This window comes from Deferribacterota bacterium (assembly GCA_034189185.1).
Classification (GTDB): domain Bacteria; phylum Chrysiogenota; class Deferribacteres; order Deferribacterales; family UBA228; genus UBA228.
In genome coordinates this window covers 1-14,811 of record JAXHVM010000035.1, presented here as the reverse complement: position 1 = coordinate 14,811, position 14,811 = coordinate 1, and the positions used below count along the sequence as shown (strand labels likewise).

At 31.2% G+C, this 14,811-nt stretch carries 18 protein-coding genes; 17 read left to right on the top strand and 1 reads right to left on the bottom strand.

Annotated elements, in window-relative coordinates; translation table 11 throughout:
- The 16 genes from SVN78_04085 to SVN78_04010 all read left to right on the top strand — a co-directional run.
- A partial coding sequence (locus SVN78_04085) for a 4Fe-4S binding protein (GenBank protein MDY6820784.1) occupies positions 1–386 on the top strand: 386 nt, incomplete at its 5' end.
- A complete protein-coding gene (plsY, locus tag SVN78_04080) occupies positions 383–988 on the top strand; it encodes a glycerol-3-phosphate 1-O-acyltransferase PlsY (GenBank protein ID MDY6820783.1) in 606 nt (201 codons plus the stop codon). The genes SVN78_04085 and plsY, both read left to right, overlap by 4 nt.
- A 4-nt stretch (positions 989–992) precedes the next feature.
- On the top strand, positions 993–2,132 hold the full coding sequence (gene ribD, locus SVN78_04075; GenBank protein ID MDY6820782.1) for a bifunctional diaminohydroxyphosphoribosylaminopyrimidine deaminase/5-amino-6-(5-phosphoribosylamino)uracil reductase RibD: 1,140 nt from the start codon (positions 993–995) through the stop codon (positions 2,130–2,132).
- A complete protein-coding gene (locus SVN78_04070; protein MDY6820781.1) occupies positions 2,114–2,755 on the top strand; it encodes a riboflavin synthase in 642 nt (213 codons plus the stop codon). The genes ribD and SVN78_04070 overlap by 19 nt, the downstream gene beginning before the upstream one ends.
- Positions 2,756–2,765: 10 nt before the next feature.
- The gene (locus tag SVN78_04065; protein ID MDY6820780.1) at positions 2,766–3,992 is read left to right on the top strand and encodes a bifunctional 3,4-dihydroxy-2-butanone-4-phosphate synthase/GTP cyclohydrolase II; all 1,227 of its coding nucleotides are present in this window, start codon (positions 2,766–2,768) and stop codon (positions 3,990–3,992) included.
- Entirely contained in the window at positions 3,993–4,472 is a 480-nt protein-coding gene (gene ribE, locus SVN78_04060; protein ID MDY6820779.1) for a 6,7-dimethyl-8-ribityllumazine synthase, read from the top strand.
- Positions 4,456–4,899 carry a transcription antitermination factor NusB gene (nusB, locus tag SVN78_04055; protein MDY6820778.1) on the top strand — a complete coding sequence of 148 codons (444 nt, stop codon included), beginning with the start codon at positions 4,456–4,458 and terminating at the stop codon, positions 4,897–4,899. The genes ribE and nusB overlap by 17 nt, the downstream gene beginning before the upstream one ends.
- Positions 4,883–5,266 (top strand): hypothetical protein, encoded by a 384-nt coding sequence (locus SVN78_04050; protein MDY6820777.1) that lies wholly within the window; start codon positions 4,883–4,885, stop codon positions 5,264–5,266. Before nusB ends, SVN78_04050 begins: the two co-directional genes overlap by 17 nt.
- The gene (locus SVN78_04045; GenBank protein ID MDY6820776.1) at positions 5,259–5,516 is read left to right on the top strand and encodes a DUF4911 domain-containing protein; all 258 of its coding nucleotides are present in this window, start codon (positions 5,259–5,261) and stop codon (positions 5,514–5,516) included. Before SVN78_04050 ends, SVN78_04045 begins: the two co-directional genes overlap by 8 nt.
- Positions 5,507–6,427 carry an HD domain-containing protein gene (locus tag SVN78_04040; protein MDY6820775.1) on the top strand — a complete coding sequence of 307 codons (921 nt, stop codon included), beginning with the start codon at positions 5,507–5,509 and terminating at the stop codon, positions 6,425–6,427. The genes SVN78_04045 and SVN78_04040 overlap by 10 nt, the downstream gene beginning before the upstream one ends.
- Before the next feature lie 4 nt (positions 6,428–6,431).
- Entirely contained in the window at positions 6,432–7,064 is a 633-nt protein-coding gene (upp, locus tag SVN78_04035) for a uracil phosphoribosyltransferase (protein MDY6820774.1), read from the top strand.
- 83 nt (positions 7,065–7,147) lie between these two features.
- Positions 7,148–7,714 (top strand): DUF502 domain-containing protein, encoded by a 567-nt coding sequence (locus SVN78_04030; protein MDY6820773.1) that lies wholly within the window; start codon positions 7,148–7,150, stop codon positions 7,712–7,714.
- Between the two features lies 1 nt (position 7,715).
- Entirely contained in the window at positions 7,716–8,549 is an 834-nt protein-coding gene (locus SVN78_04025) for a hypothetical protein (protein ID MDY6820772.1), read from the top strand.
- The gene (pilB, locus tag SVN78_04020; GenBank protein MDY6820771.1) at positions 8,549–10,240 is read left to right on the top strand and encodes a type IV-A pilus assembly ATPase PilB; all 1,692 of its coding nucleotides are present in this window, start codon (positions 8,549–8,551) and stop codon (positions 10,238–10,240) included. Before SVN78_04025 ends, pilB begins: the two co-directional genes overlap by 1 nt.
- A 13-nt stretch (positions 10,241–10,253) precedes the next feature.
- Positions 10,254–11,342 carry a type IV pilus twitching motility protein PilT gene (locus SVN78_04015; GenBank protein MDY6820770.1) on the top strand — a complete coding sequence of 363 codons (1,089 nt, stop codon included), beginning with the start codon at positions 10,254–10,256 and terminating at the stop codon, positions 11,340–11,342.
- A 3-nt stretch (positions 11,343–11,345) separates the two neighbouring features.
- Positions 11,346–12,557 (top strand): type II secretion system F family protein, encoded by a 1,212-nt coding sequence (locus SVN78_04010; GenBank protein MDY6820769.1) that lies wholly within the window; start codon positions 11,346–11,348, stop codon positions 12,555–12,557.
- An 11-nt stretch (positions 12,558–12,568) separates the two neighbouring features.
- Here SVN78_04010 and SVN78_04005 read toward each other — a convergent pair whose 3' ends face one another.
- Entirely contained in the window at positions 12,569–14,179 is a 1,611-nt protein-coding gene (locus SVN78_04005) for a long-chain-fatty-acid--CoA ligase (GenBank protein MDY6820768.1), read from the bottom strand.
- Positions 14,180–14,263: 84 nt separating this feature from the next.
- Between SVN78_04005 and SVN78_04000 the strand changes: the two genes are divergently transcribed.
- Positions 14,264–14,710 carry a PGPGW domain-containing protein gene (locus SVN78_04000; GenBank protein ID MDY6820767.1) on the top strand — a complete coding sequence of 149 codons (447 nt, stop codon included), beginning with the start codon at positions 14,264–14,266 and terminating at the stop codon, positions 14,708–14,710.
- Positions 14,711–14,811: the final 101 nt, after the last annotated feature.

The window sequence follows — 14,811 nt, the reverse complement described above, 5'->3', positions numbered from 1 at the left end:
TCTTAAATCTTCCTATAAATTTTTGTATGACAAATAAAGTTGCAATAAAGAAGGGCTTTGATATTAATAATATTGAAGTACATGGGGATGATTGTAGTTTTCAAAGAAGAATAAAAAAGCCAATAGGTTTTAGTGTAAATTATATCCCTACCTCCATAAGAAAGAGGGTGGCAAAAGTAATATATGTTAAGCCAGTTATAGATAACAGAAAGTGCACTGTGTGTAAAAGCTGTTTAGATGCATGCCCAGTAAAGGCAATTGAATATATAGATAAATCTGTTATTATTAATAGCAAGCAATGTATTGAATGCTATTGTTGTTATGAGATATGTGAATTTGGGGCTATATATTTAAAAAGATCATTGTTACATAGGTTGTTTGTATGATGAGTTATTTTTTAATTTTATTATTGTGTTATCTAATTGGATCAATACCCTTTGGCTATTTAATTGTTAAGTTCTTTAAAGGGGTTGACATTAGAAATGTTGGCTCAGGGAATATTGGGGCAACTAATGTTGGCAGATTATTGGGTAAAAAAGGTTTTATCTTGGTTTTTCTGCTAGATTTTTTAAAGGGTTTTTTACCAATTTATCTTTTGTCCCATTATTACCCAGAAAGTTATTTGTTGTTAATTTCTGCAATGTTGGTTATATTTGGTCATATGTTCTCACTTTTTTTGAAATTCAAAGGTGGCAAGGGGGTAGCAACTAGCTTAGGAGTGTTTTTAGCCCTTGCTCCAGTGGGTATTATTTTAGCAGTATTCGTTTTTTTATTAGTTATTTTATTATCAAAGATGGTTTCTCTTTCCTCTATTTTATCAGCTTTTTCAGCAGCATTGTTTTTATGGCTAACAAATCCCTGGTTTGAATTAAATATCACTGTTTCAATTATAGTTTTATTTATAATTATTAGGCATAAAGATAATATTAAAAGAATTGTAAAGGGAGAGGAGCATAAAATTGGAGTAAGAATTGATAATCCCTCATAAGGTAATGAACAAGTGTATAGCCAAAGCATTAGAGTATAAAGGCCATACAAAATTAAATCCCGTTGTTGGTGCAGCTGTTGTTAAAGATGGTAAGATTATTGCGATTGATGCACATCGAAGGTTTGGCTCTAAACATGCTGAGGTGAATGTATTAGAAAAAGCAGGGAATGAAGCTTTTGGCTCAGACCTATATGTAACCCTTGAGCCATGTTCAGTCTATAGTAAAACACCTCCATGCGTGCATAAAATAGTTGAGGGTGGCATTAAGAGAGTATTTATTGGGGTTGCTGATCCTAATCCTTATAATTATGGAAAGGGTATTTCTTTTTTAAGAGATAAGGGTGTGGAAGTATATATAGGTTTTCAGATGGAAGGGTGTGCAAAGATTATAGAGGATTTTACCAAGTATATTTTAAGAGGTGAGCCCTATTATATAGTTAAGATTGCACAAAGCTTGGATGGCAAGATTGCAACAAAAAATCTAGATTCAAGATGGATAACCAATTCATCCTCAAGGGCTTATGTTCATTATATTAGATCGACTTGTGATGCAATATTGGTAGGTATAAACACTGTAAAAACCGATGATCCATTACTAGATGTTAGGTTTTTTGGCGAAAATGTTAATAATCCCAAAAAGGTTGTTTTAGATGCTAAATTATCAATAGATGAATCATCAAACTTAGTTAGAAAATACCCTAAGGATTTAATTATCTTTACAGGCAATAATGTGTCTAAACTAAAGGTTGATAAGCTTAAAGAGAAAGGGGTAAAAGTTATCAATTGCAATGTCTCAGATGAGGGTTTTATAGATTTATCTGAGGTATCTAGAAATTTAACTAATTTAAACATATTGAGGGTTTTGGTAGAAGGTGGCTCAAATATTTTTGGATCCTTCTTTGATAAAAATATTGCCGACTATGCATATTTTTTCTGTGCACCAATTATTATTGGTGGTAGAGATGGGGTTTCCTCAGTCGGGGGAAATGGAGTTGATAGTATAAAGGATGCTACAAAGATATTGGATCCATTAATTCAGAGATTCGAAGATGATATAATGATATATGGAAAAATAAAAGATTATAGTAGATATGTAATTAAAAAAACTGAAAAGGTGGCAATGAGGTGTTCACAGGCATTATAAATGAGGTTGGTAGGATAATAGATATTAAGCAAAAAGGAAATATATATAAAATTACAATTGAGTCTTTTAGTGTGATTAAAGATTTAGTGATTGGAGATTCAATTTGTGTGAATGGTGTTTGTTTGACAATTACCAAAAAGGAAGATAATTACTTTATTGCCGATTTATCAAAGGAAACATTTAATGTTTCAGCATTTAGTAGATATAGAGTTAACAACAAGGTTAACTTGGAAAGACCTCTTAAACTAATGGATAAACTTTCAGGACATATAGTTTTAGGTCATGTTGATTGTATAGGCAAAATCCAGTATATAAAAGATTGTGGAGACTTTTATATCTTTGGCATTTCTTGTTTAAAAGATATAACAAGATATATTGCTTATAAAGGTTCAATAGCAATCGATGGGATTAGCTTGACAATTTCAAAGTTAAAAAATTCATTGTTCGAAGTAACTTTAATACCACATACATTTAAAAATACAAATTTATGTTACAAAAAAAGTGGTGATTATGTTAATCTGGAAATCGACGTTATTGCAAGATATATCGAAAGATTAAACACTTTTAAAAGTAGTGATAAAGATATATATAATAAATTAGATTATCCTATAAATTTTATATGAGAGGTAATATATGAATGATAGTTATATCATTAGTGTTGAAGAAGCTATACAAGAGATAAAAAATGGGAAAATGGTAATAATGATAGATGATGAAGATAGGGAGAATGAAGGCGACTTAGTTATTGCAGCTGAATATGTAACACCAGAAGTAATAAATTTTATGGCAAAATATGCTAGAGGTTTAGTTTGTTTATCCCTAACTGGTAAAAGGTGTGATGAATTAAATTTACCGTTAATGGTTAATGAAAATACTTCACAATTTGGTTCTCCTTTCACTGTTTCTATTGAGGCAAAAGAAGGGGTTACTACAGGTATATCGGCCTTCGATAGGGCGCATACAATTAAAGTAGCAATAGATCCCAAGACAAAGCCAGATGATATAGTTAGGCCTGGGCACATCTTTCCTTTAAGAGCAAGAGAGGGTGGTGTATTAATGCGTGCTGGGCATACAGAAGGTTCCATTGATCTTGTTAGGTTGGCTGGTCTCTATCCAGCTTCTGTTTTATGTGAAATTATGAATGATGATGGTAGCATGGCAAGGTTGCCACAACTAGTAGAATTTGCAAAAAAACATAATATTAAGATAGTCTCAATTGCTGATATTATTTCATATAGATTAAAATATGATTCAGTTATTAAAGAAGATGCTGAGGCAAAATTGCCTACTAAATATGGCGATTTTAAGATTCGCGTGTTTAAAAGTAAGGTTGATATGCAACAGGCAGTAGCTTTAATAAAAGGAGATATTACACCAATTGAAGAACCTATATTAGTTAGGATGCATTCTCAGTGTTTAACAGGAGATGTATTTGGCTCGCTAAGATGTGATTGTGGTGATCAGCTACAAAAATCTATGGAGATGATTGAACAAGCAAAAAGGGGTGTATTAATTTATTTATTCCAGGAAGGAAGAGGAATTGGTCTTTTCAATAAAATTAAGGCGTATAAATTGCAAGAATCAGGTCTTGATACTGTTGAAGCCAATCTACACTTAGGGTTTTCTGCAGATTTAAGAGCTTATGGTTTTGGTGCGCAGATTTTAAGGTTACTTGGCATTAAAAAAATGAGATTATTAACAAATAACCCCAAAAAGATTAAGGGTCTATCAGGTTTTGGTTTGGAAATAGTAGAAACTATACCCATTGTCACAAAAGTTACAAAAGAAAATAGGGATTATTTATGGACAAAAAAGGTAAAATTGGGGCATAATATTCATTTTGATGAAAAGGAGGAATAGATGGTATTAAAAATCAACGAAGGTAAATTAAAGGGTGATGGTTATCGTTTTGCAATTGTTATTTCAAGATTTAATGATTTTGTAACAAAGAATCTTTTATCGGGTGCATTAGATATGTTATATAGACATAATGTCAAAGAAAGTGATGTTGAAATCTTTAGGGTGCCAGGTTCTTTTGAGATTCCTTTATTGTGTAAAAAATTATCTTTGTCAAAGAAGTATGATGCTGTAATTGCTCTAGGGGCTGTAATAAGAGGAGATACACCTCATTTTGATTATGTAGCAAATGAAGTTTCAAAGGGTGTTGCAAAGGCATCATACGATAGTGAAGTACCAGTTATATTTGGTGTATTGACAACAGATACCCTTGAGCAGGCTGTAGAGAGATCGGGCCTAAAATCTGGTAATAAAGGGAGTGAAGCTGCTATTAACGCCTTGGAGATGGTTAACCTATTAGATAACTATGGTCTCAAAGCTTAGGGCAAGAACAAAAGCAAGAATTGATGCTGTTGAAATGTTTTATGCCTATTCATTTGGAGCATATGATCCAGATGAAATTATTGAAAAATATTATAAATACAATAATTATAAGCTAGATAACAAGCAAAGGGACTTTGCGAAAAAACTATTTTTGCAAACTTGCAAAAATAGTGAGACAATTGATAAATATATAAAAAAATATTTAAAGAAAAATTGGACAATTGATAGGATTGGCTATGTAGAGTTAAGCATATTAAGGGTAGCAATTAGTGAGTTTTTATACTTTGATACGCCCTTTTTTGCTATATTAGATGAATATGTGAGTATTGCTTCTACATATACAGATAGCCAAGTAACAAATTTTGTTAATGCCTTATTAGATAATTTTAAAAATGAGTATAGGGTAACAGATGGTAGAGAGGGTTAACATAGATTTAAATGATAATGAATTGTGGCCCCTTTTTTTTGATTATGATTTTGACAGTTTAAAACCTAGGGGTTATAGTGGCAGGGTTGAACTTTTTTCTTTTAGTAAGATCTATAGCCTTTTAGAATCAACTGAATATTTTAATAGTATAGTTTACGTGAAAATAAAAAATTTAATATTTAAATATGGCATATTTTTAGTGGATTATTCAAAATTATTACTTAATGAGTCTGATTATTTTGTAGATAGATTACTAGCTATGGGTATAGGTAGTTTTATATTTATGGCTGAATCAAGATACTTTGATGTTGAGGAAATGTTTAGATTTGACAATAGATTGTTGGTGAAATTCTTTAAATTTGAGTGAAAAAGCTACTGTAAAGATAAGATTATATGTCGATAAGAAAGATATTATGTATTTGAATAGTATAATAGATTCCTATGAAGGCGTTGGAATTGTTAGAACTATTAATAGGCATAAAGGGCAAGTTGTTATTTATACAACAAAATCTCAAAAGGATGTGCTTATTAGTATTTTAGAAGCATTGAGAAAAGAGGGTGTAACTTTAGAAATAGTTGGTGTGATAGAAAACGAGGAGATTGATAGTTGGAATTAAATATTGTTGAAGAAAGGTTTTTAATAATTGATGTTAATGAGAATTTAACAAAAGATAATAAGCCATACCTTAGATTTATTTTGTATGATGAAAAAAGCAAGCAATATAGTGGTATTATGTTTAATATTAAAAATATAAACTTTAGACCATCAAAGGGAGATATTGTTAAAATTAATGGAATCCTTCAAAATTATAATGGTCAAGTACAGTTAAAAATATCAAAAATGTTTAAATTAGAAGGAGAAAGTCATGATGATTTCCTCCCACGATCTATGTATGATCTTAATATCATGCTAGAAACCCTGAAAAAGACGGTGTTAGAGAATATAAAGGATGAATATTTAAAAAAATTATGTGTCTTATTTTTTGAAGATAATGAGACAGTAGAGAAATTCAAGAAATCTCCTGCGGCAAAAAGTATTCACCATCCATATATTGGAGGGCTGTTGGAGCATACATTGTCTGTTGTTAGGTTGGCTGTCTTTCTCTCAAAACACTATTCAGATTATGTTAATTCAGATTTATTATTAGTAGGTTCTTTATTTCACGACTTAGGCAAAATATACGAATTAGAAGCAAAGGAAGGTATAGATTATACAGATTGTGGTAGGCTTGTTGGTCATCTATTATTAGGTATTGAAAAAATTAATGAATACATAAATAGAATAGATTCTTTTCCAGCCACATTGAAGAATCTCCTCATACATATGATAGCGTCTCATCATGGATATCTAGAATATGGTTCTCCCCAACTACCTAAGACATATGAAGCTTTGATCTTATATTATATTGATGATTTAGATGCTAAACTAAATAATTTTAATCAGTTATTAGAAAGAGAAGGTGTTGATGAGGGGTGGAGTTCCTATAATAAAATCTTAGAAAGGCAAATATTCAAACATAATAGATAGTAAAATGTATAGCAATTTAAAGATTATAAACCATCCATTAGTAAAGCACAAGCTTACTAAAATAAGGGATTATAGAACAACAAAAAAGGAATTTAAGGAATTATTAGACGAGGTTTCAATGTTAATGGCCTATGAGATTACAAAGGATTTACCTTTAAAGAACATAAAAATAAAAACCCCTATGACTCAAATGGTATCTCCCATAATATCTGGGAAAAAAGTTGTGCTGTTGCCTATCTTAAGAGCAGGTGTAGGCATGATAGATGGTGTATTAAAGTTAATCCCCTCAGCGAGGGTAGGCCATATAGGCATATATAGAGACCATGATACCTTAAAACCCGTGGTATATTATTTTAAAGTGCCCAATGATTGTATTAATAGAAATGTTATCATATTAGATCCTATGCTTGCTACAGGTGGCTCTATTGTTAAAGCAGTTGATAAACTAATTGAGGTAGGGGTTAAAAATATAAAAATTATGTGTTTGATTGCCGCTCCAGAAGGCGTCGAATATGTGAATAAATATTATCCAGATCTACCTATTTATGTGGCTTCACTAGATGAATGTTTAAATGAAGACGGTTATATAATGCCTGGTTTAGGTGATGCTGGCGATAGACTCTTTGGAACAAAATGAAAGTAATTAAAAATTATATACGCAATTCTTTTTTGGCTGGTTTATTTACGTTACTTCCTATAATTGTGACTTTTATAATATTTATGTGGATCTTTAAAAGTTTCACAAATTTCTTATTACCCTATATTATAATGGCTGAAAGCTATTTTAATATAGTACTTAATCCAGTAGGCAGACGTGTTATTTCTCTGATTCTACTATGCATCATTATTTCTATAATAGGTGTTTTTGCGAAAAATTATTTTGGAAAAAAATTAATAAATCTATTTGATAATATAATAAAGAAGATCCCACTAATTAGTACTATTTATGTTTCATCAAAACAGGTAATACATGCTTTTCATAATACAAATACAGACAATTTTAGAAAGGTATTGTTAATAGAGTATCCAAAGAAGGGGTTATATGCTATAGCATTTTTAACAAATACAACACTCACATATTTTAATAAACATTTAAGAGAGGAAACACTCAGTGTGTTTTTACCAACTGCGCCTAATCCAACCTCTGGTTTTATTTTGATTGTTCCCAAAAAAGATGTTATTGAATTAGATATGACAGTGGAAGAAGGATTTAAGTTTGTGTTATCAATTGGCATGGTTGCTCCTGATAGATTGAGTGGAAATAGTGATAAAGTGAGGTTTAAGTAAAATGTATTATAATTTAGGTTTATTAGGATATCCATTAAGGCATAGTATTTCGCCATTAATACACACCTATCTGCTGTATAAAAATTTTATAAATGGTGGATATAATTGTTTTGAATTACAGGAAGAAGCTAGTCTTAGTGAATTTATTAATTTTGCAAGGAGATATAACTTTGCTGGGTTTAATGTTACATTGCCTTATAAAGAGAAGATATTTAAGTATATAGATGAAGTTGATTCAAGTGCAAAAAATACGCATAGTATAAATACTTTGTTAATAGATAAGGGTATAACAAAGGCTTATAATACCGATCTTTTTGGTTTTAGTAAGTTAATTGAAAACAATAATATTGAATTATTAGATAAAAATATAGTTGTTATTGGCTCAGGCGGGGTTGTAGGCACTATCCTATATTATCTTTTAAATAATGAAATTAAATCACTGTGTATATTGTGTAGAAATGTAGAAAAAGGAAAAAATTTAATTAGTAGATTACAGCTAAAAGAAAATGGATCTGTATTAGTAGAAAATTTAAATAAAAGACTTAGAGAAGGCATAAATTGTGATATTTTAATACATGCTACCTCAGCTGGTATAAGTGGAGAGTTTGATATGAATTTAAACAATATTAATTTTAATATTGCTATTGATTTACAATATAGCTTGAAAGATTTAACACCTTTTTTACAAAGAATTAAAAATAAGAATTATAATATCATAATCGATGGTTTTGATATGCTAATTTTTCAAGCTATTAAATCATTTGAGATATGGACGAAAAGAAAATTTGATATAAATTTAGAAGAAATTAGTTCCTATTTAAAAGGTAGTACTTGATGGTTATAGAGGATTTAATTAAAGAGAAAGGTTTGGTAAGTGAGGAGCAATTGCAAGAGGCCCTTTCCATTAAGACTAGAAGAGGAGGCTCGCTCCCATCTATATTAGTATCATTAAAATATGTTGATAAAGACGAGATAGGCAAATTATTAAGTGAGTATTACGGTGTTCCCTACATAGATCTTAGAAAAGTGAGTATCCCTGATAGTGTTTTGGAGTTAGTGCCTGATGTGATCTGCAAGAAATATACATTAATACCCTTTGGCGTTGTTGGTAATAAGTTAAAGGTAGCAATGTCAGATCCATCAAATATTTTCGCGTTAGAGGAATTACGTTTTGCAACGGGTAAAACTATTGAGTCCTATGTTGACTTAGATAGATATATAAAGAGGCTTATTGAGGAAAAAACAGGAAGAACGAAACTCAAAGGTATTGCGGACGAGGATGCTTTTCGTGATTTTGAGGTGGGTGAAGAAGACGGGGAAACAGCAGTTGACCTCGATGAATTGACAGTTGGGGCAGAGGATGCACCTATTGTAAAATTAGTAAATACAGTTTTAAATGATGCAGTAAAGAAGAATGCCTCAGATATACATTTTGAACCTTATGAAAAAATGTTCAGGATACGTTTAAGGGTTGATGGTATTTTAAGGGATTACCTGCAGCCTCCAGTAAAGATAAAGAATGCTGTTACTTCTAGAATTAAAATTCTAGCACGTTTAGATATTGCAGAACGGAGATTGCCTCAGGATGGGCGTATTAATTTAAGGATTTCTAATATGGAGTATGATATAAGGGTTTCTATAATACCTACAATTTACGGTGAAAAGGCAGTTTTGAGATTGCTTAGAAAAACAGGTGGAATTATCACTCTAGAGGAGTTAGGTTTTGATAAGGAAAGTATGGAAAAATACATTAAGGCAATTAGTAAACCCTATGGTATGATACTAATGACTGGCCCAACTGGTAGCGGTAAATCAACAACACTTTATGCTGCGCTTAATAGATTGAATAGTCCAGAGGTTAATATTATGACAGCAGAAGATCCTGTAGAATACAATATAGTTGGTGTTAATCAGATAAATATAAGGGAGAGTATAGGCTTAACATTTGCGTCGGCTTTGAGATCCTTTTTGAGACAGGATCCAGATATTATAATGGTAGGTGAGATGAGGGATTATGAAACAGCAGAAGTTGCTGTTAGAGCAGCGTTAACTGGCCACCTAGTATTCTCTACCCTTCATACAAATGATGCGCCGAGTACTGCTACTAGGCTTATAAATATGGGGCTTGAACCATTTCTTGTTGCTTCATCAGTTAATTTAATAGCAGCTCAGAGACTGATAAGACGTGTTTGTAGAGGGTGCTCAGATACAGACAACTCTGTATCTGATGAGTTATTACTTAGCATGGGATTTAAAGAAGAGGAGATAGGAACCTTTATCCCCGTTAAAGGCAAGGGTTGTGACCTCTGTGATGGAACAGGTTATAAGGGAAGAATAGCATTATTTGAGACAATGGAGATTAATGAAAAAATAGCAAATCTAATTTTAAGGGGTGCAACATCTTATGAGTTAAAAGATGCTGCTATTAAAGAAGGTATGTTGACATTGCGTAGGTCTGGGCTTAATAAGATTAGAGAAGGTATTACTACTGTTGATGAAGTAATTAGGGTAACTTTAGAAGATTAAGAGGAGTGCTCTAATGTATATAATGAAAGAATTACTAGAAAAAATGATTGAGTTTAATGCTACTGACTTACATATAACTGCAGGAACACCACCAGTTTATAGAATAGCAGGTAATTTAGTGCATTTAGAGGGAGAAAGATTAACACCTGATGATACAAAGAGATTGTGTTATAGTGTATTAACAGATTTTCAAAAGAAGAAGTTAGAGGAGAATTGGGAACTTGATCTTTCATTTGGTATAGAAGGTGTTAGTAGGTTTAGATCTAATATTTTTTACCAAAGAGGTGCTGTAGCAGGAGCTTTTCGAAGGATACCCTTTGAGATATTAGAACTAGATACCTTAGGTCTTCCCCCCGTTGTTAAGACCTTTACAGATAAACCAAGGGGCTTAATTTTAGTTACAGGTCCAACGGGCAGTGGTAAGTCAACGACGTTAGCAGCAATGATTGATAAAATAAATAATGAAAAGAAGGTTCATATTGTAACAGTAGAAGATCCTATAGAATATTTATATAAGCATAAAAATGCTATTGTTAATCAAAGAGAAGTCAACTCAGATACAAGAAGTTTTAATGTAGCCTTAAAATATATATTAAGACAAGATCCTGATGTTGTTTTAATAGGGGAGCTGAGGGATTTAGATACTATTCAATCTGCCTTAAGGGTTGCTGAAACTGGTCATTTAACATTTGGTACATTGCATACCAATGATGCAATAAGTACAATAAACAGGGTTATTGATGTATTTCCGCCTCACCAACAACAACAAGTTAGGGTACAGTTGTCTTTTGTTATTGAGGGTGTTATCTCTCAGCAACTATTGCCAAGAATGGATGGACAAGGCCTATGTCTTGCTAGTGAAGTTTTAGTAGTAAATCATGCTGTTAGAAATCTCATAAGGGATAGCAAGGCCCATCAAATTTATTCTTTAATGCAATCTGGCCAAAGAGAACATGGTATGACTACAATGAGTCAGTCTCTATTTAATTTATACGTTAAAAAATATATATCTGAGGAAGTGGCTATTGAGCGCGCTGTCTACCCAGATGAAGTTAGAACAATGATAAATAAAGTGAAGGTTGGAATAAACAGAAGGTGGTAATAGATGAGATATGTTTATAAAGGCATTAATATGGAAAGTAGAAAAGCTATTAAGGGCTCAATTGAAGCTGATGATGAAAGAGAGGCAAAGCTTCTCTTAAGAAATAGAAAGATTAATGTCACTGATATTAAAAGAGATTGGAAAAGCATAGAGATAAAATTTAGAAGAGAAAAAATAAAGGTATACGATACAGCAGTGGCAAGTAGACAGTTAGCTGCTATGATTAGTGCAGGATTGCCCTTAGCTCGTGCTTTAGATATTTTAGCAGGTCAGGTTACTAATAGGAAGTTAAGAAAAGTTTTTAGAGATGTTAGTGAAGATATAGCTGGCGGTTCTTCTTTTTATGAGGCGTTAAATAAGTATAAAGAGCACTTTGGAGATTTATATATTAGTATGATACGCTCTGGTGAGGAAAGTGGTGCCCTAGATGATATTTTAAACAGACTAGCACTCTATCAAGAAAAGAGTGTTGCCTTAAGAAGGAAAGTCAAGGGTGCACTAGCGTACCCAATAACAATAATTATCTTTGCAGCAATAATACTGGCCATTATTATGGTTTTTGTTGTCCCAAAATTAGCCGAAGTATATGAAAGCTTAGGTGGTGAATTACCTGTAATGACTCAAATTACAATAAATGTGAGTAACTTTGTTGCAAGCCCTACTGGTGGTGGTATAATACTTTTATCAGTTATACTTTTAGTTATGATTATAAGGTTATTATATAAAAGAACAGTTAGAGGTCGCTATTTTTTTGACTTTTTACTGTTAAAACTGCCTAAATTTGGTGATTTGGTTAATAAATTATCTATTGCTAGATTTTCAAGGAGTATGTCAACACTACTTAGGGGTGGTGTTCCTATACTTAGAGCAATTGATATAACTGCCTCTAATAGTGGCAATAAAGTGGTTGAGAAATATATACTTAACACAAAAGCTGATATAGAAGAAGGTAGAACCTTAGCTGAGCCTATGAGACAAATAAAACTGTTTCCATCTATGGTGGTTGAGATGGTAAGAGTTGGTGAGGAGACTGGTAATTTAGATGATATGATGGATAAGGTTGCAGATTATTATGAAGATGAGGTTGATAGGGCAGTAGAGGCTGTAACAAGTATGATTTTGCCTGTTTTTATATTTTTCTTAGGTGGTATTATCGGTTTTATTGTTATTTCCTTATATCTACCGATATTTAAGATGGGCGAATTAGTTAGATAGGTATATTTTTATTATTTTTTATTAGATTGATAAGTTTCTAAATATTTTCTTAGTTCTTTTTTTAATATTTTTCCATTTGCATTTTTTGGAAGACTATCTATATAAATATATTCATCAGGCAGCCACCATTTTGGAAATTTAGTTAATAACAACTCTTTTAGTTCCACAATATCTATTTTTTTACCGTTTTTTGTAACTATAAAAGCATAGGGTCTTTCACCCCATTTTGGGTGTTTAGCAGCAACAACAGCTGCATCAATTATGTCACTGTGTTGTAAAAGCATATTCTCTAATGCGGTTGAGCTTATCCACTCTCCGCCTGAACGTATAAGATCCTTAGATCTATCAACAATCTGAATGTAATTATCTTCATCAATAACAGCTATGTCCCCAGTATCAAGCCAACCATCTTTAAAACTATCTTCCCCCTCATTTTTATAGTATGAGTTTATTACCCAAGGTGACCTTATGTATAAGTTTCCCATAGTTTTGCCATCTTTTGGAACTTCTTTGCCGTCTTTTACTATTTTTACATCCATAAATGGCCATGGTATTCCCTGTTTTGTTAGAAATTTAGCTTTTTCTCTTATACTCTTTTCTTTAGGTACTGTTTCTAATTTGTTTATTAGTCCATTTGGTGATGATTCAGTCATGCCCCATGTATGTATTATATTTAAATTTGCCCTTAATAGTTTTAACAGTATATCTTCACTTGGTGTACTTCCACCAATATTTAAGGTAAAATTATTTGCTAGATTGTGAAAATAATTCCTTTTATCAAGTTCGTAGGCAACTTCATGCCAGATAGTCGTTGCTGCAGCCACAAAATTAACTTTTGTTTCCTCCATTAGTTTAATTAATGTAGAAGCTCCTTTATATGCAAAGGGTAAAACTATTTTACAACCTGCATAAATACCCATATAAGGCAGACACCAAGCATTAACATGATACATTGGGACAACCGGCATGATTATATCATTTGAATTTAGGTTAAAAGCTGCGCTTCCTGAGCTGATTACTGTATAAAGACATATTGCCTTATGTGTATAGACAACCCCTTTTGGTCTACCCGTTGTTCCAGAAGAATAGCTCATCCCCATAGGTTCGTTTTCATTTATTTCTGGAAATTCATAATTGGAGTTATTATTCAACATAACATCTTTTTCATAATCAATAAATGGATGATCAATATTATTTATGGAGTTTATTATAATTGTTTTAACTTTAATTTTATCTTTTATATTTTCATAGAGAGTAATGAGGGTATCATCAATAATTAATACCTTGTCATCAGCATGATTTATAATATATATAATATCATCTAAAGGTAATTTTATATTTATAGTATGAATTATAAAGCCAGCAGCAGGAATTCCATAATATGCTTCTAGGTGGGCATTGTGGTTATTCATTAATGTTGCAACCTTATCACCTCTTTTAATATTTAAATTAGCTAAAAATGAAGCAAGTGATTTAACACGTTCATAAAAATTTTCATATGTATATTTTACTTTTCTACCATCAGGAAATACTGATAGTATCTCTTTATCTTTATAAAATTTGCATGATCTGTTAATAATATCAGTTATAGTTAGTTGCCTATCCATCATGTAATTTTTCATATCAAAGAACACCTTTTAAAATTTTATTTACTTATTATATTGCTTATTTATTGTAAAACAATAATAAATTTATAATTAGTTTAAATGCAAGAGATTTTTAATTTTAACAATTTGATACAGCTAATTGATAAGATAGCTTCTTTTTTGATGAAGAAGGAAATTTTTCTACCCCTAATAGCTTTATCACTTATCACCTTCCTCATAAGTCTTTTTCTTGTGCCCTATATTATTATTAATATCCCAGAAGATTATTTTTTACATGATAAAAGAAGGTATAGCAGATCTTTTAAACACATTTTGTTTAGAATAGTAAAGAACTTTTTTGGTATAATATTAGTTATTATGGGCTTAGTTATGCTTTTTACGCCAGGTCAAGGAATTTTATTTATATTTATTGGTTTTATGCTAATAAACTTTCCTGGTAAATATAGGCTTGAAAAAAGACTTATTAAAAATAAAAAAATATATATTATTATAAACAATATTAGAAAGAAATACAACAAGAAACCTATAATTATAAATAGCGATTAATTTAAGATATAATGTTTCTATATATAATCTTTATATATTCTTCTAATTGTGGGTAATTTAGTAATAATTTAAAATTATATTTTAAATGTTATCTTTGTTTT